This is a genomic window from Corallococcus sp. NCSPR001 (genome assembly GCF_017309135.1).
Classification (GTDB): domain Bacteria; phylum Myxococcota; class Myxococcia; order Myxococcales; family Myxococcaceae; genus Corallococcus.
This window is the reverse complement of the sequence record NZ_JAFIMS010000002.1, coordinates 5,092,936-5,118,282: the sequence shown is the minus strand read 5'-3', so window position 1 is coordinate 5,118,282 and position 25,347 is coordinate 5,092,936. Positions and strand designations below refer to the sequence as shown.

The 25,347-nt window shown below is 70.3% G+C and carries 21 protein-coding genes; 4 read left to right on the top strand and 17 right to left on the bottom strand.

Annotated features, from left to right (window positions below):
• Positions 1-108: 108 nt before the first annotated feature.
• The 6 genes from JYJ93_RS22800 to trpS all read right to left on the bottom strand — a co-directional run bounded on the left by JYJ93_RS22800 (position 109) and on the right by trpS (position 9,885).
• Positions 109-1,974 carry a cyclic nucleotide-binding domain-containing protein gene (locus JYJ93_RS22800; protein WP_206794598.1) on the bottom strand — a complete coding sequence of 622 codons (1,866 nt, stop codon included), beginning with the start codon at positions 1,972-1,974 and terminating at the stop codon, positions 109-111.
• Positions 1,975-4,092 (bottom strand): HEAT repeat domain-containing protein, encoded by a 2,118-nt coding sequence (locus tag JYJ93_RS22795; protein WP_206794596.1) that lies wholly within the window; start codon positions 4,090-4,092, stop codon positions 1,975-1,977.
• Between the two features lie 98 nt (positions 4,093-4,190).
• A complete protein-coding gene (locus JYJ93_RS22790) occupies positions 4,191-6,839 on the bottom strand; it encodes a pseudouridine synthase (protein WP_206794594.1) in 2,649 nt (882 codons plus the stop codon).
• Positions 6,840-6,869: 30 nt separating this feature from the next.
• Complete coding sequence (gene scpB / locus JYJ93_RS22785) at positions 6,870-7,871, bottom strand: SMC-Scp complex subunit ScpB (protein WP_206794592.1); 1,002 nt, start codon at positions 7,869-7,871, stop codon at positions 6,870-6,872.
• Positions 7,858-8,733: a segregation/condensation protein A gene (locus JYJ93_RS22780; protein WP_206794590.1), complete on the bottom strand. Its 876-nt coding sequence runs from the start codon at positions 8,731-8,733 to the stop codon at positions 7,858-7,860. Before JYJ93_RS22780 ends, scpB begins: the two co-directional genes overlap by 14 nt.
• Before the next feature lie 138 nt (positions 8,734-8,871).
• Positions 8,872-9,885, bottom strand: coding sequence for a tryptophan--tRNA ligase (gene trpS, locus JYJ93_RS22775; protein ID WP_206794588.1), 1,014 nt, complete (start codon positions 9,883-9,885; stop codon positions 8,872-8,874).
• A 245-nt stretch (positions 9,886-10,130) separates the two neighbouring features.
• On the opposite strand from trpS, the gene JYJ93_RS22770 reads away from it, so the two are divergent.
• Positions 10,131-11,318, top strand: coding sequence for a DUF4388 domain-containing protein (locus JYJ93_RS22770; protein WP_206794586.1), 1,188 nt, complete (start codon positions 10,131-10,133; stop codon positions 11,316-11,318).
• A gap of 4 nt (positions 11,319-11,322) precedes the next feature.
• Positions 11,323-12,297: an RNA ligase family protein gene (locus JYJ93_RS22765; protein ID WP_206794584.1), complete on the top strand. Its 975-nt coding sequence runs from the start codon at positions 11,323-11,325 to the stop codon at positions 12,295-12,297.
• A gap of 6 nt (positions 12,298-12,303) precedes the next feature.
• Here the strand turns inward: JYJ93_RS22765 and JYJ93_RS22760 are convergent, their stop codons facing one another.
• The 7 genes from JYJ93_RS22760 to xerD form a co-directional block, all read right to left on the bottom strand.
• Entirely contained in the window at positions 12,304-12,666 is a 363-nt protein-coding gene (locus JYJ93_RS22760) for a DUF2019 domain-containing protein (protein WP_206794582.1), read from the bottom strand.
• Complete coding sequence (locus tag JYJ93_RS22755; protein ID WP_269013132.1) at positions 12,663-13,730, bottom strand: hypothetical protein; 1,068 nt, start codon at positions 13,728-13,730, stop codon at positions 12,663-12,665. The genes JYJ93_RS22760 and JYJ93_RS22755 overlap by 4 nt, the downstream gene beginning before the upstream one ends.
• A gap of 363 nt (positions 13,731-14,093) precedes the next feature.
• Positions 14,094-14,537, bottom strand: coding sequence for a PAS domain-containing protein (locus JYJ93_RS22750; protein WP_206794579.1), 444 nt, complete (start codon positions 14,535-14,537; stop codon positions 14,094-14,096).
• Between the two features lie 128 nt (positions 14,538-14,665).
• Positions 14,666-15,409 (bottom strand): glutathione S-transferase family protein, encoded by a 744-nt coding sequence (locus JYJ93_RS22745; protein WP_206794577.1) that lies wholly within the window; start codon positions 15,407-15,409, stop codon positions 14,666-14,668.
• A gap of 57 nt (positions 15,410-15,466) precedes the next feature.
• A complete protein-coding gene (locus tag JYJ93_RS22740) occupies positions 15,467-17,350 on the bottom strand; it encodes a hypothetical protein (protein ID WP_206794575.1) in 1,884 nt (627 codons plus the stop codon).
• A gap of 24 nt (positions 17,351-17,374) precedes the next feature.
• Positions 17,375-18,898, bottom strand: coding sequence for a hypothetical protein (locus JYJ93_RS22735; RefSeq protein WP_206794573.1), 1,524 nt, complete (start codon positions 18,896-18,898; stop codon positions 17,375-17,377).
• A gap of 259 nt (positions 18,899-19,157) precedes the next feature.
• Entirely contained in the window at positions 19,158-20,096 is a 939-nt protein-coding gene (xerD, locus tag JYJ93_RS22730; RefSeq protein ID WP_206794572.1) for a site-specific tyrosine recombinase XerD, read from the bottom strand.
• A gap of 245 nt (positions 20,097-20,341) precedes the next feature.
• Between xerD and JYJ93_RS22725 the strand changes: the two genes are divergently transcribed.
• Together JYJ93_RS22725 and JYJ93_RS22720 are read left to right on the top strand one after the other, a co-directional pair.
• Positions 20,342-20,740 carry a hypothetical protein gene (locus JYJ93_RS22725; RefSeq protein ID WP_206794570.1) on the top strand — a complete coding sequence of 133 codons (399 nt, stop codon included), beginning with the start codon at positions 20,342-20,344 and terminating at the stop codon, positions 20,738-20,740.
• 73 nt (positions 20,741-20,813) lie between these two features.
• Entirely contained in the window at positions 20,814-21,107 is a 294-nt protein-coding gene (locus JYJ93_RS22720) for a hypothetical protein (protein ID WP_206794568.1), read from the top strand.
• A 25-nt stretch (positions 21,108-21,132) separates the two neighbouring features.
• On the opposite strand, the gene JYJ93_RS22715 is transcribed toward JYJ93_RS22720, so the two are convergent.
• Genes JYJ93_RS22715 through JYJ93_RS22700 form a run of 4 tightly spaced genes read right to left on the bottom strand, consistent with a single transcriptional unit; the run spans position 21,133 to position 25,346 of the window.
• The gene (locus JYJ93_RS22715) at positions 21,133-22,119 is read right to left on the bottom strand and encodes a hypothetical protein (protein ID WP_206794567.1); all 987 of its coding nucleotides are present in this window, start codon (positions 22,117-22,119) and stop codon (positions 21,133-21,135) included.
• Positions 22,120-22,142: 23 nt separating this feature from the next.
• Positions 22,143-22,763, bottom strand: coding sequence for an L-threonylcarbamoyladenylate synthase (locus tag JYJ93_RS22710; protein WP_206794565.1), 621 nt, complete (start codon positions 22,761-22,763; stop codon positions 22,143-22,145).
• A 52-nt stretch (positions 22,764-22,815) separates the two neighbouring features.
• On the bottom strand, positions 22,816-24,114 hold the full coding sequence (locus tag JYJ93_RS22705) for a cation:proton antiporter (protein ID WP_206794563.1): 1,299 nt from the start codon (positions 24,112-24,114) through the stop codon (positions 22,816-22,818).
• Positions 24,111-25,346 (bottom strand): sodium:proton exchanger, encoded by a 1,236-nt coding sequence (locus tag JYJ93_RS22700; protein ID WP_206794561.1) that lies wholly within the window; start codon positions 25,344-25,346, stop codon positions 24,111-24,113. Before JYJ93_RS22700 ends, JYJ93_RS22705 begins: the two co-directional genes overlap by 4 nt.
• Position 25,347: the final 1 nt, after the last annotated feature.

Sequence of the window (25,347 nt, the reverse complement as noted above, 5' to 3'; positions counted from 1 at the left end):
GACGGGCAGGATAGCGGGCGCCTCCGGTCGTCACAACCTGGCGTCCCGTACGGCTGCGTCAGGTGACTCGCGGGGTGGGATGCCGACCCGGGGACCCGGGAGGGCGCTTCAGACGAGGATGAGGTCTTCGTCCTCGTCGCCCGGCGCGCTCCCGGCCTGGCTGTCCAGCACGTGCTGCGTGCGGCGCAGGCGTTCATCGCTCAGGTCCGAGACGAGCATCAGGACCTGCGGGTGGCTGGAGATCAGCGAGTCGAAGTCCTCGCGCGGCAGGCGCAGCAGCGTGGTGTGGCGCGAGGCCTCCACGGTGGCGGTGGCCGGCGTCTTCTGCAGGAGGGAGATTTCCCCGAAGAGGTCCCCTTCCTTCAGGCTCGTCAGCCGCTGCCCGCTCTTGTGGACCTCCACCTCGCCGGAGAGGACGACGTAGAGGCCGTCCGTGGCGTCGCCTTCGCGGATGATGACCTCACCGCGCTCCACGTCACGGGCCCGGAAGCGCTCCACCAGGTTGCGGCGGTCCTTGCGGTTGAAGGGACGGAACAGCGCGGAGCTGTTCATCACGTTCGCGAGGAGCCGCTCGCGGCAGAACTTCTTGAGGGCCTTGGCCACGGGCGGATGGCCGCGCGAGAGCGTGGCGAGCACGGCGGCGGAGATCTCGAGCACCTGCGTGTCGTCGGACACGGACTCCACGGAGGCGGCGCGCGGAGCTCCGGACAGGAGCGCCATCTCGCCGAAGAAGGCTCCGCCCTCCAGCGTGGCCAGGTCCTGGCGGCGGCCGTCCTCTTCCCTGAAGACGCGCACGCTGCCTTCGCAGATGACGTAGAAGGCGTCGCCGTGCGTGCCCTGCGCGAGGATGCGCTCGCCGGGGCCGAAGCGCCGCAGCGGGCAGCGTTCGAAGAGCTGGATGAACGCGTCGCGCGGCAGGTCGGAGAAGAGCGGGATGGACGGCAGCGCGTCCCAGGTGCCGGGGCCGGCCTCCTCGGTCAGCTCGTAGACGGGCTCTTCTTCTGGCGCGTGTTCGGCCAGGCCCCGCTGGGCCGCGAGCTCCACCGCGTGCAGCAGTGAGTCCGCTTCGATCTCCAGCTCCGTGAAGCTGGAGGCGCGCAGGGACGCGCGCCAGGGCTCCGGGGCTCCGGCGGTGGTGGGCACCACGGAGGCTCCGGCGGCGACCGTGGCCGTGGGTCTGGACGGCGTGTCGACGCGGCGGGGGCGCAGGCCCGGGGGCGCGGCTGGAGCGGAGGGCTTCGGCTCGGTGGAGGCCGGCGCGGTGTCGGGGCCCGTGATGGGCGGCGCGAGCGCCTGCCAGCGTCCGCTGGGCGTCCGGATCTGGGAAGGCTCGGGCATGGGAGATGGGGACGGCGGTGCGACCCGGACGGACTGGTCCGCCGGTGCGGGTGCGGCGGCGACAGGCACGGGCGCCTCGGGCATGTCCTGCGCCGGCGTGAGATCCACTTCGACGGAGAGCACCACCTCGGTGTCGTCCGCGACGGGCGCGTTCGACAGGGCCAGCTCGGGCGGGAGCGCGTCCGACAGGTCCACCGGGGCTCCGCCGGCCTCCAGTGGCTTCGGGGGCGCGGCGCTGGGGGCCTCCCGTTGGGCGATGAGGCTCGCGGGGGTGGAGGGGGGCGCGGCGTCCTTCGGCTTCGCCCTGGACGTGGCCGGCGTGCCCCTTCGCGCGTACAGGTCCGCGAGCATCTGCTGCACGCCCTGGTGGGACGGATCCAGCTCGAGGATCAGCTTGCTCGCGGCGATGGCGCGCGGGAGGAAGCCCTCCTTCGCGAAGCCCTCCGCCGCGGACTGGTACGCGGAGACGGCGCGGTCACGCTGACCGGCTTTGGACCACGCATCCCCCATGCGCAGGCGGCTCTGGTGGTCCTTCGGCTCCGCCTGGCAGTAGTCCTCGTACAGCTCGGCGGCCTTGGCGAAGCGGCCCTTTCCGAAGGCCTCCGTCGCCTTGTCCTTGAGCGCGCGGGACTCCATTCACCGCGCCCCGCCAGCCGCCGTGCCTTCCTTCGTCAGCGAGGCCCCCGCCGCGACGCGGACCTCGCGGAAGTAGTCGCCCTTCAGCGCGTCCAGCGGCTCGGCCTCCGCGCCGGTGTTCATCTTGCGCAGCGCCGTGGCCGCGGCGGCCCGGATCTCCGGCAGGTCGTGGTACAGGTCCCGCCCCACCACCTCCGCGGACTTCGCGTCGCCCATGGCCCCCAGGGCCAGCAGCACGTCACGGCGGGCCACGCTGTTGGAGTCGTCCAGCGCCTTGAGCAGCGTGGGCACCGCGTCCTTCGCGCCCATCCGCCCCAGGAGCTGCGCCGCGAGCGCCGCCTCCGCCCCACCCTCCTTCACCACGCCCTGCAACGCCTCCGACGCGGACGCAGGCGGTGGTCCCACGCGCGTCAGCGCATCCAGGACCACCAGCTTCTCGCTGCCCATCTTCGGCAGCGACGCCACCAGCGCGAGCTGCCCGGCCTCGCCCTGCTCCGCCAGCGCCAGCGCCAGCGTCTTCTGCAGCTCGCGGTCGGGCTCCAGCAGCGCGGTGCGGGTCACCTCGATGCCCTCCGGCCCCACGGACGCGAGCCCCACCAGCGCCGCGGCGCGCAGCGCCGGGCTCACGTCATCCGCGTAGCCCTTGAGGATCTCCAGCGCTCCGGGCGCCTTCAGCGTCCCCAGCGCGGTCAGCAGCGTGGCCAGCGGCTGCAGCTTCGCGGGCTCCACGTCGTCGCTCAGCTCCGAGGGGACTCGCGGCGGCACCACCACGCGTCCGGCCTCCTTGGCGCGGGCCGCGTTGAGCGCCTGGAGCCGCTCGAAGAGCTGCGCGTGCTTGGCGGGCCGGGGATCTTCCTTCGCCCTGGCCGCTTCCGGACGCGGGGCCGACGGATCCAGGTCCGCGGCGTACTTCCGCGGCAGCGCCTGTGGGATCCAGTCCGCGCGCAGCGCCGCGAGTCCGGCGACCTCCTGCTCGTAGAGCTTCTGGATGACGGGCACCACGGAGGCATCGCCCACGTGCGTCACCGCCTCCACCGCGAGCGTGCGCAGCCCGACGTCCGGATGGTTGAGCCACGGCGTCACCTTGGGCAGCAGCGCCTGCGCCGCCGGGCCCAGGCCCGTCACCGCCTGGAGCCCCGACGCCGCGGTGGCCGGGCGCGACAGCCGGTCCGCGATGGGATCCACCGGACAGCCGCCTCGCGAACGCATGGCGCGGGCGGCGTCCAGGGCCTCGCCCCGGGCGCCGTCGAGCGCGATGGCGCACAGCGCGGCGTCCGTCGCGGGCGTGCGCGGGAAGGTCAGGATGGCGTCGGTGGCCAGCGGGCTGACCGCGCTCTTCTCCACGGCCACCGCCTGGAGCTTCGTCGCGGCGGTCGGGTCCTGCAGCTTCATCAGCGCGCCGATGGCGGACTCGCGCAGCTCCGGGAAGCTCTCGTCGAGGAGCAGCGCGATGGGGGCCACCGCGCGGGTGTCGCCCGCGTCGCCCAGTCCGCGCACGGCGGCGGCGGCGAGGATGACCTGGCTGTCGCGCACCATGGGCAGCAGCCGGTTCACCGCCTCCACGCGGCCGCTCTTGCCCAGCTCCTCCGCGGCGCCCACGCGCTCCGGGAGCGCGCCTTCGGTGAGGGCCAGGAGGTTGCGGTCCCAGAGGCCCTTGGACTCGGCGGCGACGACGGTGGCCATGGCGCCGGGGACGTTGGCGCTCTTGAGGGCCTGGACGATGACCCGGCGCGTGGCGCGGCCCCGCCGTCCGTACTGGAGCGTGAGGTACGCCTTGGCCTTGTCGCTCTTCACCTTGGCGAGCGCCAGGGCGGCCTGGCCCTGCACGGCCTCGTCGGGATCCTCCAGGAGCTCTCCGAGCAGATCCACGACGCGCGGGTCCTGGCTCTCCCCGAGCGCGGCGGCGGCTTCACCTCGGACGAACGCGGAGAGGTCCTTGGCGGCGCGGGTGAAGAGGACCAGGTCGTCCGGGTTGTTCTGTTCGGCCAGCTTCCGCACGGCGGCGGCGCGGGTTTCGGGACGGGGGTCCTGGATCTCCGCGAGGAGCTGATCCCGGTTGCCGTTGCACCCGACGAGCAGGGTCAGGGCGAGGAAGAGGGGTCGCACGCGGATTCGCATCGTTCTCCCGGAGCGGCGGACGCTGGAGGTAGGCGGCGGTTATATCAACGCCCTCCCGGGCCGCCCACCGACGGAGCGACCCAGGAGGAAGGTTGTTTTTAGCGGGAGCGGCCACCGCGAGGAGGCGGACGGCCTGCCCCTCCCCGAGGCGCCTTGCTGCTCCAGCTCGGCTCGGAGGCGCGCGTCTTGCGCTCCTTGAAGTCCTGGTAGCCGCCGCCCTCGCTCGGGGGGCCCTTCTTCACGCCCGCGCGGACGATGCGCTCGCCGGACGCGCTGGACGAGGCTCCACCGCCGCCGCGAGACCGGCTGCCGGAGTCCTCGCCACGGGGCTTCCGCTCGGGACGGCCGGCGGACTCGCCGCGCGGCTTCCATTCACGGCGCTCCGGACGGTCGCCACCCGCACCGGCGGGCTTGCCGAAGCGGGTACCCCCGCGCGCCCCGCCCTCGGAGCGGCCGGCACCGGCGGGCTTGCCGAAGCGGCCACCGCCACGAGCCCCACCCTCTTCGCCACCGAAGCGGCTGCCACCCGCCGGCTTGCTGAAGCGGCCGCGAGGAGCACCACCCTCGTCACCGCCACGGCCCGCGCCGGCCGGCTTGCCGAAGCGGCCACCGCCGCGCGACGCGCCGCCCTCTGCACCGAAACGGCCCGCGGGCTTGCCGAAGCGACCGCCGCCGCGAGGCGCGCCGCCCTCGTCACCGAAGCGGCCCGCGGGCTTGCCGAAGCGACCACCGCCGCGAGGCGCACCGCCCTCGTCACCGAAGCGGCCCGCGGGCTTGCCGAAGCGACCACCGCCGCGCGACGCGCCACCCTCGGCACCGAAACGGCTGCCACCGCGCGGAGCGCCTTCGTCACCGCCACGGCTCGCCGGCTTTCCGAACCGGCCGCCACCGCGAGGGGCACCGCCCTCTTCACCGCCGAAGCGGCTCGAAGGCTTGCCGAAGCGGTCACCGCCACGCGATGCACCACCCTCGGCGCCAGCACGGGCCGGCCTGCCGAAGCCGCTGCGCGGAGCCTCATCACCACCGCGGCCAGCCCGGGCCGGCTTGCCGAAGCGGCCCGCGCCACCCTCGTCACCGCCACGACCCGCACCGGCGGGCTTGCCGAAGCGGCCTCCACCGCGAGGAGCGCCGCCCTCTTCACCGCCGAAGCGGCCGGCGGACTCGCCGCGCGGCTTCCATTCACGGCGCTCCGGACGGTCACCGCCCGCGCCCGCAGGCTTGCCGAAACGGCCACCGCCGCGAGGCGCGCCACCTTCGTCACCGCCACGGCCCGCCGGCTTTCCGAACCGGCCGCCGCCGCGAGGCGCGCCGCCTTCGTCACCGAAACGGCCGGCGGGCTTGCCGAAGCGACCACCGCCGCGAGGAGCATCCCCCTCGGAACCCGCACGGGCCGGCTTGCCGAAGCGGCCCGCGCCACCCTCGGAACGACCCGCACCGGCCGGCTTGCCGAACCGGCTGCCACCGCGCGACGCACCACCCTCGGCGCCGAAGCGACCACCGCCACGGGACGCACCACCCTCGGCGCCGAACCGGCTACCGCCGCGCGACGCACCACCCTCGGAACGACCGGCACCGGCCGGCTTGCCGAACCGCGCGGCGCCACGGGGAGCACGCTCACCCTCGGGCTTGGCGGAGCGGCCCGCGCCTCGCGCGGCCTTGCCGTAGGTGGCTCCCTCGGCGGCGTCCGACTCCACCTCATCACCTTCGTCGTCGAACGTCGGCACGTCATCCAGATCCGCGCCGTCATCCGCGGCCAGCGTCGCACCACGCTTCGCGAACTTCGGGGGACGCGTGCCTCCGTCCTGCACGCCCTTCCACTCCTTGCGCTCCGGACGCGCCTCGCGGGTCTTGGGCCCCGTCGCGGGAGCCTTCTTCGCCGCGCGCTCCGTCTTGCGCGGCGCCACCGGCGCGTCGTCGTCCATCGACAGCTCCATGTCGTCGTCATCCGCCCCGCCGAAGCCCGGCGCCGAACGTCCGTGACGGCGCGGCGGCAGCTTCAGGTCCGAGGCATTCGGCTGCGCACGGCCCTCCGCAACCTCCGTGAGCTGCATCACTTCCGCGGTCTTCAGCTTCCGCAGCTCACCGGGGCGCAGGCCCTCCACGCCGATGCCCGCGTAGTTCGGGCGGAACAGGCGCACCACCGGGTGCCCCACCGCCGCGCACAGGCGCTTGATGAGGTGCGGACGGCCTTCCGCCACGACGATCTTCAGCCAGGTGTTGCGCTCGGCCTTCTCGAAGATGTCCACGGACACCGGGGTGGCCATGCCGTCTTCCAGCCGCACGCCTCCGCGCAGCTTCTCCAGCGTGGGCATGTCCGGCACGCCCTTCACCTTCGCCAGGTACGTGCGAGGCACCTGGAAGCTCGGGTGCGTGAGCTTGTGCGCCAGCGCGCCGTCATCCGTGAAGAGCAGCGCCCCTTCGGCGTCGTAGTCCAGACGTCCCACGGGGAACAGGCGGCGGCCCGTCTCCTCCACGTAGCTGGCCACCGTGGGCCGGCCCTGCGGATCCGACAGCGTCGTCACGACGCCCACGGGCTTGTACAGCAGGTAGTAGGACGACTCTTCCGGCGGCGTGACGAGCTTCCCATCGACGGTCACCAGGTCCACTCCGGGCTCCACCCGGCTGCCCAGCTCCGTCACCGTCTCGTTGTTCACTCCGACGCGACCGGAGGTGATGAGTTCTTCCGCGTGCCGGCGCGAAGCCACTCCCGCGCGAGCCAGGTACTTCTGCAAACGTTCCGCCGCCATTCCGTGCCTTCTTCCAGTTGTTGCCGCCCATCACTCGGGCTTGGGCCCCTCGCTATCACCCTTCTCGGGCGAAGGGGGGCTTTCCAGGATGCTGGCGCTGACCTTCTGGCTCCGCTCCGCGGCGGCCATGGCCTCCTCCAGCTCCTCCAGGGCGGCCTCGCTGGCCGCCTCGTTCTTCTCCATCCGCTTCGTGAAGTTCGGGTCCGACAGCGCCGCCACCGTCCCCTCCGCCTTCGGAGCCGGGGGCGCCGCCTCCTTCTCCACGATTTCCCGGTGCTCCTGGGTCAATTCATGGAATTCACGGAGCGTGGGCAGCGCGGAGAGGTCCTTCAGCGCGAAGAACTCCAGGAACTCGCGCGTGGTTCCATAAAGGATGGGGCGGCCGACTTCTTCCCGCTTCCCCAGGATTTTCACCAGCTTGCGGTCCATCAGCGCCTTGAGCACCGCGCCGCAGTCCACGCCGCGGATGTCCTCCAGCTCCGGGCGGGTGACGGGCTGCCGGTACGCGATGATGGCCAGCGTCTCCACGGCCGCGCGGGTGAGCCGCTGCGGCTTCACCCGGAGGTAGCGCCGGACATACTCCGCCGAGTGGGGGTCCGTGCGGAACTGCCACCCGCCCGCCACCTCGTAGAGGACGACGCCGCTGATGCCCTCGCGGTGGATGCCGGAGAGCTGATCCAACGCCTGGAGGATGGGCTCCCGGGGGATGCCGGTGGCCTGGTAGAGCTCGTCCACGTTCAGGGGGCGCTCGGCGACGAAGAGCACGCTCTCCAGCACCGTGCGGATGCGGTCCGGGGAGAGGTTGCGGCTCTTGGCGACCAGCTTCTCGAAAGAGGACTGGAGGTCCGGGACGTTGTCGTCTTCGTCCGAGCCCTCCTCGATGGCGGCAGCCTCCACCCCGTCCAGCTCCGCGTCGTCGGGGCCGGGGCCGGTGACGGATGCGATCTCCTCCTCGGAGAACTGTCCGGGGCCGCCGGGCGTGCCGGGGGCGGGCGTCTCGTCACCGTCGTCGGGACCGTTACCGGTAGTCACTCTCGTCGACCTCCGTGGGGATGAGCTTCTCCAGCGCGTCCCCGTTGGGCGTCACCTGGATGGGGCCCAGGGGCTCCTCCTGGAAGACCTTGATGAGGCGGCGCTTCACCATCTCCAGCATGGCGATGAAGGTGATGACCACCTCCTGGCGCGTGGCCGCCTCCGTGAACAGCGCCTCGAACACCACCTGCCCGTCCTTCTTCACGCGCTCCGCCACCCGGAGGATGGCCTCGGACAGGCTGACGCGCTCCAGCACCACCTCGTGCTGCACCTTGGGCGTCAGCCGCTCGAGGACCCGGTCGAGCGCCTCCACCAGCTTCAGGACGGAAATCTCCTGGAGCCCCACCTCGTCCTCGGGGATGGGGACCGCCTCCACGGGCACCTTCCGGGCGAACACGTCCCGGTCCAGGATGTCCTGCATGGCCAGGTGCTCCGCGGCCTCCTTGTACTTCTGGTACTCCAGGAGCCTGCGCACCAGCTCCGCGCGAGGGTCCTGCGCCTCCTCCACCGCCGCGAGCACGTCCGCCCCTTCCGGGACCTGGGCGGCGTCCTGCCGGGGCAGGAGCATGCGGCTCTTCAGGTGGGCGAGCGTGGAGGCCATCACCAGGAACTCGCCGGCGATGTCCAGGTTCAGCTCCCGCATCCGCTCCAGGTACTCGAGGTACTTGGCCGTGATCAGCGCCAGCGGGATGTCGAAGATGTCGACCCGGTGCTCCTTGATGAGATGGAGCAGCAGGTCCAGGGGACCCTCGAAGTTGGGCAGCGCCACCCGGAAGGCATCTCCGGGCGTGCGCGGCAATCCCTCCCCGTCGGGGTCCGGCGGGAGGTCGTCGGGCGGTGGGGGCTTGCGACCTTCGCTCACCGGCCGGCGTCCTTCTGGGGGGATGGGAACTTCGTCATGCGGAAGGGGCCGAAATTCCAGCCTTTACGAGCGCCGGAGGGACAGACCTCCTTAGCAATGCCTCCCAGGGGGGTCAAACATTTGAACAGGAACGGGCGTTCAGGGGATTCCCACGGCCCGTCTCACCTGGTCCATCAAACGGGTGGCTTCGGCCCGGGCGCGGTCGGCGCCGTCCTTGAGGATGCGCTCCAACTCACCCGGGTCGTTGAGCAGCTCCTGGCGGCGCTGGCGCGCGGGGCCGAAGGTGACGTGGAAGGCGTCCAGGAGCTTCTTCTTGAAGTCGCCGTAGCCCTTGCCGCCTGCCTTCCAGGACGCGTCCACGTCGGAGAACTCACCGGGCGGGAGCATCAGCTTGAGCAGGTCATAGAGCGGCGCGTCCGTGGTGGGCTTGGGCGCGTCCACGGGCGTGGAGTCCGTCTTGATGGACATGATGCGCTTCTTGATGTCCTTCTCCTCGCCGAACAGCTCCAGCGTGTTGCCGTACGACTTGGACATCTTCTGTCCGTCGATGCCGGGCACCGTGGCGGCGTTCTCCTGCACGAAGGCGGCAGGGAGCTTGAGGATGCCGGGCGCGTGGCCCCGCTCCTTGCCTTCCGGATCCGCCGGGTCGTAGCCGGGGACGTACTGGGTGTTGAACTTCACGGCCCAGTCGCGCGCGAACTCGATGTGTTGGATCTGGTCCTTGCCCACCGGGACCTGATCCGCGCTGTAGAGCAGGATGTCCGCGGACATCAGGACGGGGTACGCGTAGAGGCCGAAGTCCGCGCTGATGCCCTTGGCGACCTTGTCCTTGTAGCTGTGGGCGCGCTCCAGGTGGGCCTGGGGCACCACGGTGCCGAGGATCCAGTTGAGCTCTAGGACCTCCTTCACGTCGCTCTGGCGGAAGAGGACGGCCTTCTTCGGATCCAGGCCCAGCGACAGGTACGTGAGCGCCGCGTCGCGCGTCAGATCCAGCGCGAGCTTGGGATCCCTCACGGTGGTGAGCGCGTGGTAGTTGGCGATGAAGTAGTAGGCCTCGCCCTGGTCCTGGAGCTGCACGAACTGCCGCATCGCCCCGTAATAGTTGCCGATGTGCAGCCTTCCGGACGACTGGACGCCTGAGAGAATCCGCATCGCGATTCGCGCTCCGAATGACGGGTGGAGGACACGGCTCGTTCGCACACCCGCCGTCACGCTGCAACCTTCCGTTGGGACAGGTGGGCCCTTTCAATGCCTGACACTCGTGTGCCCGGCATTCCTGGAACATTTTGCCCTGGCAGGAAAAGTCCAGGAGTTTCAGGGAGTTGAGACGTCTCAAGTCTCCCAGATACCCTGGCGGCCGGCGCAGCACAGCGGACCGCCTTGGAGGGCGCCCACGGATGGAAGCGTTCACAGGAAACCTGGCCAGCTACCGGCTCCAGTTGGTGTTGCCCCCGCTGTTCGCGACGCCTGGGGTGGAGGGGACGCTGCGGGTGGAGCGGGGCGCGGTGCGCCGGGAGTTCTACCTGCGGGACGGGCACCTGGTGGGGGTGGCCTCCACGGATCCGAGGGAGCACCTGGCGCAGGTGCTGGTGAACCTGCGCATCCTGGACGCGCCCCGCGCGGCGGCGGCGTTCGAGGCGTCGGAAGGGGCCAACCTGCCCTACGGCACGTTCCTGGTGCAGCGCTGCTTCGTGGAGCTGTCGCAGCTGACGGAGGCGATGGAGCACAAGGCGCGCGAGGCGCTGTTCGACTGCTACGCCTGGGAGTCGGGCGAGGTGGAGTTCACGCCAGGGCTGCCGCTGTCCGGGCGGGCGGTGGGCCTGCGGCTGCCGTTGAGCACGCTGCACCGGGATGCGGTGGCGCGGGTGCAGGAGTGGGCGCAGTTCCGGGACATCTTCCCCCGCCTGGACACCACGTTCCGGGTGTTCCGCGAGTTCGCGGTGGAGACCTTCTCCGAGGAGGAGGACGTGCTCCTGGACCTGGCGGCCGGAGGCGCGACGCTGGGCGAATTGCTGGCGAGCGCGAGGGAGGCGCCCTTGTTCGCGGCGCGCTGGGTGCTGCACCTGTACCGGCGCGGAGCCCTGGCGCCGCACCGGTCGACGGGCCTCACGGTGGGCGAGTCCACGGAGTTCACGGAGCTGCTGGCGCTGGTGCGCGCGTTCCTGTCGTCGCGCAAGTACGACCTGGCGGTGGCGCTGGCGGCGCAGGTGCTGGAGCGAGGGCCGGTGCCGGAGGCGCACGCGCTGTACCGCGAGGCGGAGGTGGGGCTGACGCTGGCGTTGAGTGACGCGCTGTTCGCGTTGGACGGGAGGCTGGTGTTCGAGCCCATCCCCCGCCCTGCCCCGCCGGACCTGACGGCGGACGACCTGTATCTCTATTCCAAGCTGAGGGGCAGCCGGAGCATCCGGCAGGCCCTGCGCACGGCGGCGATGGGAGAGCTGGCCGCGTCACGCTCCGTGGATCGACTGAGGGCCGCGGGGTTGATCCGCGTGGCGCCGCTGGCGCCCGGTGCCCCGGAGCCCGGGCCCAGGCGCACGACGACGGATCCGTATGGTTTGAATCTGGGGGACATGAGCGGAAACTGAGGGCATGCGCTTCCGACCCTTCCTGAAGATGTCCTCCGCGGGCGATGCACGGGGGCAGGCCAGTCCTTCCGGGAGCTGGGTGGCACTGGAGAAGCTCCATGGCGCGCAGCTCGTCCTGGGCGTGCAGGACGGGGCGGTCCACTTTGGCAAGCGCAAGGCGTGGCTCGAGGAGGGGGATTCCTTCTTTGGATGGCAGCTCTTGCGCCTGTCCTTGAGCAACGCGGCCCTGGAGGCGGTCCGGGCGCTGGGGCTCACCGACGCGCGCGTGTACCTCTACGGTGAGCTGCTGGGAGGCCGCTATCCCCACCCGGAGGTCCCCGCCGTGCCTGGAATGATGCCGGTCCAGACGGGCATCTGGTACGCGCCGGGCCTTCACTGGGTGCTGTTCGATATCCTCGTGGCCCGGTCAGACGAGGAAGAGGGAGTGATGCTCTCGCATCGCGACGTGGAGACGGCCGCGAAGGCCGCCGGGGTGCTCGCGCCTCCCCTCGTGGCGCGAGGAACCCGGGCGCAGATGGAAGCCGCGCCCACGCGAGCGCTGACCCGGCTCCCGGCGATGCTGGGCCTGCCCCCGCTGGCGGACAATTGGGCGGAAGGGCTCGTCATCAAGAGCGAGCAGCCCGCGGCACCGGGGCAGCGCGTCGCCTTCAAGCGGAAGATCGAGGAGTTCAACGAGGCCCGCTTCGACGAGAGCACGGCCTGGGATGCCCACCAGCGGCTGTCCCTCACCGAGTTGCAGGACTGGTCGTCGCGTCTGGTGAATCCCGCGCGGATCGCCAGCGCCCTCTCGAAATGCGGGCGCGACGATGAAGAGGCCGTGGTGAGCGAGGTGGAGCTGGATGTCCGGGTGGACCTGGAGCTGGCCTTCCCTACCGCGTGTCAGTCATTGGATTCGGTGAGCGAGGAACGTCTGGCCACGCACGTTCGTGACCTTGCCCGGCCGCTCATCCGGGAGGCCTTGGACGCCGCCAGGAGCTGAAGCTGATCAAGGGAACTTGAGCGTGCCCTCACGCCAGGCCTTGAGGACGTAATGCGCAGCGAGCCCATTGCGCCCCGGACGCTTCTCGATCCAGAGCAGTACCGGCTCACCGAACTCGGGCGCAAACTCCATGGCATGAGCCGCGACGTTGGTTCGGACGGTTTCGTCCTCGTTCTGGAGAAGGGCGAGGAGATGGGATGTAGCGCCACGGCTTCGAAGCTCTCTATAGGCTGCGGAGATTTTGTCGGCGGCGCGATTTGCGGACCGAGAGTCCGCAGCCTCCAGCGATTGGCCATATGCGATGGACGCCTCCGCGTACCACTGGACGAGATCTTCGATGCTGGCCTTTTGAAATTTCCGGGTGCTCAAGGAAGGGCTCCAAAGCGAATGAGGGTCTTCATTCCGAAGTCGCGTTGCGCCTGAAAGGACTGGCTGCTCAACCATTGCCGAACGGTCTGAGGGCCCGTTAGAACGACTTCCTTCGATGAATAGTAGGCACTGATCCGTTGGTGGACGGATTCGTCAATCGCGATCACGTTCTCCGTGTTGTGCAGGGCCTGGGGACCGAAGCGCTGCACGTTGCCGTCCGTCTGCTCGACGATGTGGTGCCATTGCTTCCCGGAGCCCGCGGGCCCTCTTGCCCTCTTGAGGGCGCTGAAGGATCCCCAGGAGTTCGCGTTGGCCTGCGGGGTTCCGCTCCCCTTGACCGCCATGGCGACCACCGTGGACGGCAGGGAGAGCGTGATGACTCCACCCGAGACGGCCACCGCCCTCACCTGATCAAGGCTCGCGACGTTGACGCCTACGCGTGAGGCCACCGCCGCGCCTCCCGGGAAATTCGGCAGCGTCGCTATCCGGGCCGCCAGCAACGACGCGCCGCCGGTCATTCCGTGGCTCACGGCGACCGTAACCGAGAGGACCAGGACTCGCGCGATGGATGGACCTACCCGTGCTGCGAAGCGCTGGCCGGATGCATCCAGCTCCTTCCACGTGGAGGCCTGGTCCGTGGCGAGCTTCAGGTCCTGGCTCGCCTCAATCAGCTCCAGGAACGTCTCCGCGCCCAGGTAGATCAGCAGCAGCGCGGAGATGACCGCAGCGCCCTTGGTGAAGGCGGGTTCGGGATTCGCGGCCAACGCAGCCCAGGTCACCAGGCCCGTGGCGATCACCGAGTAGAAGAGCTGCGGCGCCAGCGTCTCCTCCACGGCCCTCGCGATGCTCGCCTTGAGCGGGTCGAGGGACAACGTCAGCGCCACGCCGAACTTGTCCCAGTCGCTCAGCCCCACCACGTCTTCGAGCAACGAGATGCAGCCACCCCGACGGACTCCCGGCTCGCAGAAGCCCCCGAAGGCACGGTCCGTATCCTCCGTGACGTAGGAAGCGCGCACCCATTCGCCGGACCGTGAAGCCCGAAGGCGCAGGGGCGTCACCAGCACCAACCCGGTCAGCGCCTCCTCGAAGGCGCCCTCCCCCACCGTCACCGCCCGGCCGGAAGAAGGCGGGCTGTACTCGATGGGTGCACCTTCGCCCGTATCCAGCCGCACCCTGCCCCTCGGGGCGGCACACGCCCCCAGCAAGGCGAGAAGCAGGACAGCGAGCTGGACTCGAAAGGCCATGGACCCCTCCGGGTCCACTCCCTAGCGTGTGACTCGCCCCCAGGGGAAGCCCGGCGGGTCCTCGAAGAACGGAGCACACACCTGTGGACGTGCGCGTCTACGGGCGGCTGGGCGACGAGGCGCATGCCTGGCTCCGGAAGATGAACACCGTGAGCAAGGTCTTCGAGAGCCCCGTGGCGGGCTTCAGCGCGCGTCGGCCATCTTCTTGTCGGACACCAGCACCCAGACCGAGTCCGTCTTGTCGCTGTAGAACAGCGTGATGGCCACGTGGCGCGCGCCGTGCGCGAAGCGGAAGACGAAGCCGAACGTCTGGTAGAGCTTCTTCGCCCTTACGCCCTCCTGGAACAGGCCGAAGAACTGCCGCACGCGCGTGCACGGCGCCACGTCGTAGAAGAAGTTCTTGCCGATCTGCTCGCGAGCCTGGATGCGCGCCAGCGCGGCCTCGGTCCGGTTGAACTTGAGGATCCGCCCTTGCCCGTCGAGCTGGATCATCCCCAGCGGGAGGTGATCCAGCTCCACCTCCGACATGCCGTCGACGCGCTGGATGAGCGCGTCGAGCGACTCCAACGAGGGCGCTTGCAGGGGAAAGGGTTCGCCAGTGGGGGGCGTGTGCGGGGTCGGGTTCATGCGCGCACCGTAGAAGACGTCCGCGCCGGCACGTCCGTGCGATGGCGGTGTTCAACGTTTGATCGTTGGGTGGTGTGCTTCCACCCGCGAACGACCCTCCGCTATCCGACGAATGCCCCCCGCGCGCCTCAGCTCGCGGCGCGCAGGGACACGCCCGCGGTGCGGGTCGCCGCGTCCACCCGTCCGAGCCATGCGCTCAAGCGCTCGCGCCGCTCCACCTCCGCGCCCTGCCAGGGCGTCAGCGGCGTCCGAAAGCTCTGCATCTGCCCGAACAGGGCCAGGTCCGCCACGCTCAGCGCCCCTGACAGCCAGAAGCCCTGCTCCGGCGCCCGCGCGTCCAGTTGATCCAACAGCGCCCCGAACCGGCGCCAGCAGGCCTCCGGGCCCGCGCGCCAGACGTCCCGCGCCACCAGCCGCTCCACCTGCTTGCGGCGGATCAGCGTCGGCACCACCGCGCGCACCGGCGCCGGCATGAAGTGGAAGAACGTGGCGCGCGTCCGCGGCCAGTTGCGGTCATCCGCCCAGCGGGACGCGACCAGGAAGCCGTTGAGGGACGTGTCCGCCAGCTCCTCCCAGAGCAGCGCCTCCGGAGAGGCGTCGATGCGGCCCGGCGCGAGCTGCTGGATGCGCGCGAGGATGGCCGTGGAGTCCGGCACCGCCTCCTTCCCCACCAGCAACACCGGCACCTGGCCGGTGGGGTTGTGCGCGCGGTGCGAGGCCGGGTTGTCCGCGCAGCCTCGGGCGTATGGCAGCCCCGCGTACTTCAGGGCCCGGTGGGCCTTGAGGCAGAAGGGAGAGTAGCTCTCGATTCCCGGCAGGCCGGTGTCGGCCAGCTCCAATAGGGTCAGCGGTGGCAAGGCGTTCGGGGTCATGAAGCCACCCTGGGCCCACCTTGTGACAGCCGTTTGTCAGGATAGTGACCGCCCGGGTCAGCTGTCCCAGTGGATGTCCAGCCACTTCAACCCGGGGATCTCCGCCTGGAACGGGGTGAGCATGAGCTTGCGGTAGTCCATCACCACCTGGGTCATCTTCTTCTCCAGGAACTTCCGAACCTCCGCGTTCCGCTCGAAGTAGTCGTCGACCCGCTTCAGGGCGTCCTGGATGCCGCGCATCTCCGTGCCGGTGTAGCCGTTGGTGAACTCTTCCCGCGTCCGCACGAGCATGAGGAAGGTGGTGAGCTCATCCGCGACGACCGGGGGGATGAACTCGTAGTGCATGGCGATGAAGGCGGCGATCTCGTTCTTCGTGCCGCCCAGGAAGTTCGCGTTCGCCGGATCCAGCGAGGCGCCACTCAGGCTGTTGCAGTACGCCCGCATCACGTCCTTGATGGCCGCCAACTGGCGCACGTCCGCGACGGATTGGATCTGGTAGTTCGTCAGGGGCTTGAGCTTGCTCCCGAGCTCCCCTTGCGGTGGAACGAGCATGAAGGACGCCGCGCCCAGGACGTCGAGTCGGCAGCGCTCGGAGAACTTCTTCCGCAGCCCGATGGCGGCCTCCTTCAGCGCGCCCTTGCGCCGCGACAGGCTCCGGAAGAGCCAGCCCTCGTCGTAGAGGGCCTCCAGCTTCGGGTCGTCGATCTTGTTGGACTTCACGTCCACCAGCTGGCTGTCGACCAGCAGCTTCGCCACCCCGGACGGGCTGTCGTTGACCTCGTTCCCGATGCAGTAGACGTAGACGTGGACGTCGTCGAGGGTGGTCAGGAGCGTCTTCGACTTGTTGCTCTCCACCTTGTAGGCCTTCACCTGGAGGGTCGTGCCCCCAGAGCTTTCGACCTCGGAGTAGCTCACGTTCTTCTGGAAGGTGGACGTCACCCCCCGGTTCAGGTGGGTCCCGTTCTGGGCGAGCTGGGGGGCATTCACGAGCAGGGAGTTGGCGAGGATGTTCACCCCGGAGCGCACCAGCCAGTGCACCTTGTGGCCGTACCGGATGGCCTGCTCGACCGCGTCGATGGCCGCGTTGCCGCCCTGGATGCAGATCGTCTTGCCCGTCTCCCCGCTCGTCGCCAGGTAGCGCATGAGCTGATCCATGTCCATGATGCGCCGGTCCTGCTCCCACCCCTGGGGGGCCTTGATGCCGTTGGCCTCCGTCGGCTTGAGGTAGCTGCCGTTGCCCGTCATGACGAGCAACTCGCGGGCCTTGATGGGCTCATCCACCTTCTCGAAGCTCGCCGGGGCGAAGGTGATCTCGAAGTGCTTGTCGTCCTCGCCTCCGGCGTCCTTCCACTCGATCTTCGTCACGTGCCCCGAGATCCAGAGCAGGCCCAGGTTCATGGCGCGGGCCACCACGTTCAGCCACTCGTCCTTGAAGCTCTCGCGGGTCGTGTAGCCCTGTGACTGCTCGAACAACACCTCCTCGCCGAGCACGGGGTCGCTCGTGCGGAAGACCTTCTGCCACTCCTCCTTCACCTGGGCCCGGGTCTGGGAGTTCTGGAAGGAGGAGAGCGGCCGGGTGCTGATGACCTGGCGGGTGTGATTGACGACGTAGTTGCTGCCGCGCCCCGTCTGCGTGTCGCTCTTGGTGATGTGCCACGGGTTGCTCATGCCGATGAGCACCGTGTTCGCGAACAACGCGCGCTTGGAGGTGAGGTCCAGGAGCGACTGGTCCTCCGGCGCCTTCTTCATGTCGATGTCCTTGTCACCGACGAACATCAGGTGCTCCAGCGCCTTCTTGCGGGACTCCAGGTCCTGGATTTCACCGAGCTGCTGCTTGAGCTGCTCCCGGATGCCCGACGTGAGGTCGGACCCCATGCGCGCATCGAGGTAATACATGGCACCGCCACCGGCTCCGATGATGGCCTTGTCGAAGATGGGCATGGAGTCCTCCCCGAGGTCACGGGTCTACTGGCCGTTGTACTTGAGGTCGCGCGGATTGACGGTCGGCTTGCCGCGGAGCTGGTCGGCGGCCTCGAAGGCCTTCATGCCGCTGTTGCCCTGCGTCGCCTGCTGCCACGCGGGCAGCGACTTGAAGGCGAAGACCATGTCGAAGTCCATGGGCACCGTCCCGGGATCCAGCGGCACGTTGCCCGGATTGTTCTGGAACCACTTCAGCCACGCCGTCGAACCGGGCTGCTCGAGGACCAGTGCGTCGCCCACGACCGTCGGCGGCATCGTGGTGGTGGGCAGGAGGAACGTCTTCATGGGCCACTCGGCCACGCTGTGGCAGCTCATGCACGACGAGGCCTGCACGGCGGGCACGATCTGCCCGTTGATGGAGGCCGGGGCCACCACCGCGCCGTCGTTCGGGCCGGACAGTCGGCCGCCCCACCCCAGCGTCGCCGTGGAGTACGCGGGCGCCGCGGGGTTGATGACCGTCTCCTGCAGCGGCATGGTCGGGTTCAGCGTGGAGTTGACGTTGGGATCATCCCCCCACATCGCGCCCAGGGGGATCATCTTGTCCCACGGGCTGCCCGGCACGCGCATGTCATAGACGAGCGTGGAGAACACCCAGCCCGTCTTGGGCGCCGTCTTGGTGTCCTTGACGATGATGTCGAACTGCATGATGGACGCGTTCATCGTCACCGGCTCCGCGCCGGAGGGGCCGTTGGGCGGCGGCACGTAGACGGGCCACAGCGACGCGCCCTGCATCACCGGCCAGTCCTTGGCCAGCGCGCTCGTCAGGGCCACCTTGATGACGATGGAGCCTTCCGGGAACTGCGCGGACGTGTTGGTGAGCGTGGGGTTCATGGCCGTCTTGCCCCACACCTGCCCCAGCGCGTACGCCGCAACCTTGTCGTAGTAGGTCAGCACGTACGTCGTCATGTCGACCTTGAGGCCGGACGCGGCGAAGGTGGCCGCGGGGAACTCGGAGCCCACGTACGTGCCGTGGATGCTCTCACGGATGGAGGCGAGCCACGGCTCGTTGTACCAACCCTCCTTCGCCGCGTCCCACCGGCGGTAGTCGTAGAGCAGCGTCTGCATGGACGGCGCGATGTACGCCTTCAGCGCGTTGACGTACGCGAGCGCGTTCGCCTTGGAGATGGGCTGCCCCTTGAGCGCGGCGATCCACGGCGGGTTGGCCGGCGGCGCCACGGGCGTCTGCGGATAGTCGTGGCTCAGGCTGAACAGCGGGCCCTGGTACTGCCACGACGGCGGGATGTTGCCGTTGTTGTCCGCGAAGGGGTTGGCGTTCACGCCGCTGCGCTCGAAGGCCTCACGGGCCACGGCGAACGGCGTGCGCGCCTTGGAGGACGCCTCGGGGGTGGTGGCGGAGGCCGGCACCACGTTGGCGGTGGGCGCCTTCTTGGGCGGCGGCTTCGCTTCCGCCGCGTTCGCCTCCGGCATCTTGCATCCGGAGAGGGACAGCGCCACGCAGCCGGTGAGGGCCAGGGCGCCTGACATCAGGGATTGGCGAGAACGCTTCATGGACGAGCAGACCTTCGTGGGCCACACCGCGCCCGGGTGGGGTGGAACGCGACGACCGTGCGACAGGACAGCGGACGCCATGTCCGCCGCCGCCGTCCTGCACTGCACAAGGCGATCCACTTCCCCGAAATGCTGCGCTTCCTCTGCGAACCGCCTTCAGCGGCACGCGGCCGCGCTCAGCGCGCGTCTCCACCGCAAGCGATTGCGTTCGCGCGCGACGCAAGCGCCACGCGCACCTCCCCCAGGTCCCGGGTCCCCCTCACCCCGGAGTGGCCGGACGCTTGCGCGCGGACGGCTTGGGCTTGAACGCGTCGCTGCGCGGGTGGAACTCGTCGTACACCTTGCGCAGCCGGGCGCCGTTGACGTGCGTGTAGATCTGCGTCGTCGCCAGGTCGGCGTGTCCCAGCATCTGCTGCACCGCGCGAAGGTCCGCGCCGCGCTCCACCAGGTGCGTGGCGAACGAGTGGCGCAGCTTGTGCGGCGACAGGGGCTTCAGGATGCCGGCCTTCAGCGCGTAGCGCTTGAGCAGCTTCCAGAAGCCCTGCCGCGTGAAGCCCGCCCCGCGCGGCGTGACGAACAGCGCGTCCGCCTGGCGCTTGCCCAGCAGCTCCGGCCGAGACCGGGACAGGTACTCCTGGACGATTTCAATGGCCACCCGCCCCAGCGGGACGATGCGCTCCTTGGAGCCCTTGCCCCGGGTGACGAGGTAGCCGGACGTGAGCTGCACGTTGTTGAGCTCCAGCGTGCACAGCTCCGTCACGCGCAGGCCGGTGGCGTAGAGCACTTCGATCATGGCCTTGTCGCGCAGGCCGGTGACGGTGCGCGCGTCGGGCGCGGCGAGCAGCTGCTCCACCTCCTCCAGCGTGAGGAACACGGGCAGCTTGCGGGGCGACTTCGGCGTGTCCACGTCCTCCGTGGGGTCCTTGTCCGCCATCCGCTCCGCGACGAGGAAGCGGTGGAAGACGCGCAGCGCGGCCAGGTGGCGCGCCTGGCTGCGGCGGCCCAGGCCCCGCTTGCCCAGCGTCACCAGGTGCGCGAGCACGTCCTCCTGTTTGACGCGCGCCACGTCGTCCTTGCCGTGCGAGCGCAGGTCCTCGAAGTACACGGTGAGGTCCGCCGCGTAGGCGTCCACCGTCTTGCCGGACAGGCCCCGCTCCGCGCGGATGAAGGCGATGAACGCGTCGAGCAGTCCTTCCATGGTCCGCGGAGGGTAGCGAAGAAGCGCGACGGGGCAACTCCCCGGCCGGTGGCCGGGTCCCGTCTCGCGTCCCGCTCGATGTTCATCTTCTGTGCGGACGCCATGAGGGTCCAGCAGCCCGCCTGGAGTGCCTCGCCGGGCAATGGGTCCGTGCCCCGGCCATCCCGAAGCTCATTCGCATCCGGACGCGGCTGGCCCGCTTCCGGCAACCCAATCAAGGAGCTGCGATGCGTTCGAGCGGATGGATGCGGATGGGAATCCTGGCGATGTTGACGATGGCGACGCCGGTGTTGGCGCAGGATGACTCGGAGCCCAAGAAGCCCGCGGGCTCCGCGCAGTCGGGTGGGGCCGTCTCCATGCCCAGCGACGAGGAGCTCGCGCAGGCGGAGGCCGAGGCCAAGGAGTCCTCCAAGGCCGAAGGCACCCTGGAGATCATCAAGCCCAGGGCGAGGACGTTGCTGCCCGAGCAGGAGTTCATCGTGAAGCAATCCGCGGGGCGGGATCTGAAGTTCCGTTTCAACAAGAAGACGGACAAGGAGCTCGCGCAGCAGTTCAGCGAGCTGCAGAACGGCGACCAGGTGACCGTGTCCTACAACATCGACAAGGAGGGCAATCGCGTCATCCAGTCCCTGAAGAAGAAGTAGTCCGCCCCCGCCGTTGCCTTCCTCCGTGAGCAAGGCCAGCATCCTCGCCCTCCCCCAACCCGGAGCGGCGAGGATGCGCGGACAGGCATGGATGTGGATGACGGTGCTGATGCTCGGCTTCATGGGTGACAGCGCCCTGGCCCAGGCCACGAAGACCCGGGAGGGCAAGGTGAAGAGCGTCAGCCCGTCCAGCATCCAGTTGGAGGGCGCCACCGCGGACGCCCCGCCGCTCACCTACGTGGTGGACACGACGAAGCCCCAGCTCACGCAGGCGCTCCAGGGCATCAAGGCCGGAGACTCCGTGAGGCTGACCTACGCCCCCAACGACGTGGGCGCGAAGGTCGTCACGGACGTGCGGAAGCAGTAGCGCCAGCAGGCGGCCCCGGGCCCCTTCAGGCCTGGGGCCCCGCCGAGGCCTCCTGGGCGTGCGCGCGCTCCAGCGCCTCCACCACCCAGGGCCAGCCCACCAGGATGTTGCCCGGCGAGCGCAGGCACGCGTCCGCCACCGCCAGCACCTCCGCCGGCCGCGAGCGCACCGCCAGCGCCAGGTGACGGCTGAGGAACGGGTGCGGCAGGTAGCTCAGGTTGTGGTGGCGCACCGGCACCCAGCGCAGCGTGGGCTTCCCGGTGAAGCGCTCCACCGCGTACGCCACCGCCTGCGCCAGCACCTCCAGCGCGTAGAACGGCAGCCGGAACGCGCACGTCAGGAAGGCCACCAGCGCGCTCGCCGCCACCGCGCCCGCGAAGGACGCCGTCGAGGCGCTGCTCCACACCAGCATGGGCACCAGGCTCGTGGCGATGGCCGCCACCTGCACGTTGCGCACGGACGGACCGCGACCGCTGCTCAGGCCGCCAATGCTGCCCGCGGACAGGCCGGACACGATGCCCAGACACAGGCCCACCGTCATCGCCGCCCCGCCTCCATGCTCCGGACCGAAGGCGCCGCCCGCCGTGGCGTGCAGCCCCGCCAGCATGGACACGCTCGCCAGCGAGCCCAGCAGCACCCCGGACGCGAGCCCCGACACCAGCGCCACCAGCAGCCCCACCGCGCTACACAGCGCCGCGGAGACCAGGTACACGCCCCGCATCGGCACGCCCATCAGCCGCAGCCCCAGCCCCGCGAGCACCGTGAGGGTGGGCGACAACACGACGAGCAGGAGCAGCATCCGCGCCACGTAGGCCCCCGCGGCCCGGCCACCTTCGGCCTGTTCGCGCCACAGCTGCCCGATGCGGCCCGCCGGCGAGCGGATGCCCGCCTCGCGCAGCCGGTAATGCAAATCAATGGGCCGGAACACCAACAGGCCCAGCAGCGCGAGCGCGCCCGGCACCCGCTCCGGTGAGTCGACGACAGGCGTTGCTGGTAGGTCCCCCTCGGCCAAGACTTCCCCCTCTGGAATGGATTTCAGGACTCCAGACTACCCTTGCCCTGCCTCAGGATTTCAAGCGTATCGCCTATCAGTGAAACCACCGTGGACGGCTCGTTCAACGTGACGCCGCCGTCCAGAATCAAATCCAGCCCATGGCCCAGCGCCGTCTTGATGTCCCGCGCGTCAGAAAGAACCGTACCGTCGGTATGGGTCGCCGACGTGGTGATGAGCGGGCGGCCGAGCGCCTTCGCCAGCTCGCGGGGCAAGGCGGCATCCGGCACGCGCAGGCCCACCTGCTTCTGCTTCGTCATCATCACCTCCGGCACCAGGCGCGTGGCCTCCAGGATGAAGGTGAAGGCCCCCGGCGTGAGCCCCTTCATGGCGCGGTAGGCGAAGTTGCTCACGTGCGCGTAGCGGGCCACGTCCGACAGGTCCGGGCACAGGAGTGACAGCGGCTTCTTCTTGTCGCGACCCTTGAGCTGGTACAGCCGCTCAATGGCTTTCTTGGCGTTCAGATCGCAGCCGAGCCCGTAGTACGTGTCCGTGGGGTAGGCGATGAGGCCGCCCTTCTCCAACACCTCCACCGCGCGTGCGACATGGCGGGGCGAGGGGTGTTCCACGTCCACCTCGAGGATGGGAGCGACGGCGGCGGGCATGACGGGAGGCTCCTGGAAGAGGCCAACCCCCGGGTGAGGGGGTGTGCCCCCACTATGCGCCGCCGCCCGCCTCCTCCGCACGGATTTCGCCACTGCCCAGGAGCGCACGCCGGGTGAGGACGGGCCCCACCAGCTCGTGCGCGGTGATCATCGCGATGATGAGCACCTCCACCTGCGGCCCGAAGGACGGGAAGGTGCGCGACACCAGCGCCGCCAGGCCGAACGTCACGCCCGCCTGGGAGATGAGCCCCATCCACAGGTAGCGCTTGAGGCGCGGATCCTCCGCGGGCGCGAACTTGCGGCACGCGCCCCAGATGGCCAGGCCGCGCAGCGCCACGAGCAGCAGCGCGGCCGGCCCCACGGTCACCAGCGCGTCCAGCTTCAGCCCCGCCCCCGCCGCGGCGAAGAAGAGCGCGAACACCGGCAGGCCCGCCTGGTTGATGGCCTGGTGGATGCGGTGGCCCTCGCGCTCGTCCAGGTTCGCGATGATCGCCCCGGCCGCCAGCGACACCAGCAGCGGCGACAGGTGCAGCCGCGCCCCGCCCTCGGCCGCCGCGAAGGACAGGCCCACGAGGAACAGCGGCAGCTCGCGGTTGACGCCCCGCATGTACAGGAGCATCGCCACGGCCAGCAGGCACCCCACCGCCACGGAGCCGAACAGCTCCCACCCCACCCCGCCCACCAGCGCGGCCAGGTCCAGGCCGTTGCCGAACGTCGCGCGGGTGATGCCCGCGGCCAGGCCAAAGGCCACCATCACGAACAGGTCCCCGATGATGACCAGCGCCATCAGGAACTCCGTGAAGGGGCCGCGCGCGGACGTCTCCTGCACGATGGCGATGGTCACCGTGGGGGAGAACGACACCACCACCGTGGACATGAGCGCGCTCACCGCCAGCGCCTGCGGCACCGTCATGGGGGCCAGGAACGGCAGCACGGGCTTGAGCGCGAACGTGGCCCCGAAGCACACGGCGAACGTCACCCCGCACACCGCCGCGCAGAGCAGCGCCACGCGCGCGCCCACCCGGCGGATGAGCCCCAGGTGCAGCTCCGTACCAGCTACGAGCGCGATGAGGCTCACGGCCAACCCCTTCACCAGCTCCAGCCCCTTCACGCCCGCGTTGGGGATGAAGCCCAGCGCGTACGGCCCCACCGCCACGCCCACCAGCAGGTAGCCGGTGAGGCGCGGCAGGCCCAGGCCCTTGGCCACCTTGCCCGCGAACAGGCCGCACAAGAGCAGCGCGCCCGCCGCCAGCAGCACCGGTGTGCCCGCGTCCGCGCGAACCACCTGCGCCTGGGTGATGGCCGCCAGGAGCCCCATGAGCAGTAGCAACCGGAAGATGGACCCCTTCATGCCGCCACCCCCGCATCACCGGCGGAGGACGCGCCGCGCGAGGCCGTGGCCTTGCGCTCGCTGTTCAGCACGTGCCGGAAGGCCCCGTGCGCGAGCATCTCGTTGACGACCGCGCCCACCGCCACCACGTCCAGCACCCGCTGCGACAGCGAGCCCGGCACCAGCATCACGTACTCGGCCACCAGGCACAGCGCCAGGCCGCCCTGGGAGATGAGCGCGTAGCCGAAGCGCGGCGGCAGCTCCAACACGCCCGCGGTGAGCCGCTGCGCGAACCGCCCGCCCAGCACCTTGCCCAAAAAGCGCAGCCCCACGAACGCGGGCAACATCGCCCAGGCGGACACGTCACGCGCGTGGATCTGACAGCCCACCAGGAACACCAGCACCAGGTACGTGGGCCGCTCCACGCGCGAGAGCGCCCGCGCCACGCGCTCCGCCGTGCGCCCGCCGATCAGCGCCAGCGTCGCGCCGCAGGCCACGCCCGCCAGCAGCGACGACAGCCGCAGGTACGCCGCCGCGCCGCCCACCAGCGCCACCATGCCCAGCGTCACCGTGGTCTGCTCCGCCAGGTCCTTGAGCGAATACGTGAGGAACGCCAGCAGCGCCCCGCACGCCACGCCTAACAGCAGCGCCAGCGCCAACAGGCCCAGCCCTTCCGCCGCGTTGCCGGTGACGCCCAGCACCAGGCCCAGCGCGAGCACGCCCAGGCCCACCGCGTCGTCCATCATCGTGAGCAGCGCCACGCCCAGGCCCCGCGCGCGCTCCAGCCGTCCGTTGCGGTAGCCCAGCACCGCGAAGTGGCCGGAGGACAGGCTCGCCGCCGCGCCCAGGAGCGCCGCCGCGCCCACCGCCACCAGGGGCCGCAGCCCCATGGACAGAAGCAGCGGGACGGACAGCGGCAGCGCGACGAAGAGGAAGGCCGTGCCCGCGTGCGCGACCGCCGCCGCGTACACGGGCCGGGGCAACAGCCGCAGGAGGCGCGGCTCCAGGTTGAGCCCCAGCAGCACGCCCCCCGTCCCCAGCCCCAGCGCCACCAGCGGGCGCAGCGAGTCCAGGTTGCGCGCGGTGAGCACGCCCAGCAGGGACGGCCCCAGGAGGGCCCCGAAGATGAGGAACAAGAGGCCGCTGGCCGCCAGCTGCGCCAGCGCCGGGAAGCGGCCCGGATCCAGGAGCGACCGGCTGGACGCGAGCAGCGACAACGCCGCGACGATGAGGAAGACGAGCAGCGCTTGCACG

Coding starts and splice junctions, on each gene's coding strand:
- JYJ93_RS22800 (WP_206794598.1), bottom strand. CDS start 1,974: ATGGAGTCCCGCGCGCTCAAGGACAAGGCGACGGAGGCCTTCGGAAAG.
- JYJ93_RS22795 (WP_206794596.1), bottom strand. CDS start 4,092: ATGCGAATCCGCGTGCGACCCCTCTTCCTCGCCCTGACCCTGCTCGTC.
- JYJ93_RS22790 (WP_206794594.1), bottom strand. CDS start 6,839: ATGGCGGCGGAACGTTTGCAGAAGTACCTGGCTCGCGCGGGAGTGGCT.
- trpS (WP_206794588.1), bottom strand. CDS start 9,885: ATGCGGATTCTCTCAGGCGTCCAGTCGTCCGGAAGGCTGCACATCGGC.
- JYJ93_RS22770 (WP_206794586.1), top strand. CDS start 10,131: ATGGAAGCGTTCACAGGAAACCTGGCCAGCTACCGGCTCCAGTTGGTG.
- JYJ93_RS22765 (WP_206794584.1), top strand. CDS start 11,323: ATGCGCTTCCGACCCTTCCTGAAGATGTCCTCCGCGGGCGATGCACGG.
- JYJ93_RS22750 (WP_206794579.1), bottom strand. CDS start 14,537: ATGAACCCGACCCCGCACACGCCCCCCACTGGCGAACCCTTTCCCCTG.
- JYJ93_RS22745 (WP_206794577.1), bottom strand. CDS start 15,409: ATGACCCCGAACGCCTTGCCACCGCTGACCCTATTGGAGCTGGCCGAC.
- JYJ93_RS22740 (WP_206794575.1), bottom strand. CDS start 17,350: ATGCCCATCTTCGACAAGGCCATCATCGGAGCCGGTGGCGGTGCCATG.
- JYJ93_RS22735 (WP_206794573.1), bottom strand. CDS start 18,898: ATGAAGCGTTCTCGCCAATCCCTGATGTCAGGCGCCCTGGCCCTCACC.
- xerD (WP_206794572.1), bottom strand. CDS start 20,096: ATGGAAGGACTGCTCGACGCGTTCATCGCCTTCATCCGCGCGGAGCGG.
- JYJ93_RS22725 (WP_206794570.1), top strand. CDS start 20,342: ATGCGGATGGGAATCCTGGCGATGTTGACGATGGCGACGCCGGTGTTG.
- JYJ93_RS22720 (WP_206794568.1), top strand. CDS start 20,814: ATGCGCGGACAGGCATGGATGTGGATGACGGTGCTGATGCTCGGCTTC.
- JYJ93_RS22710 (WP_206794565.1), bottom strand. CDS start 22,763: ATGCCCGCCGCCGTCGCTCCCATCCTCGAGGTGGACGTGGAACACCCC.
- JYJ93_RS22705 (WP_206794563.1), bottom strand. CDS start 24,114: ATGAAGGGGTCCATCTTCCGGTTGCTACTGCTCATGGGGCTCCTGGCG.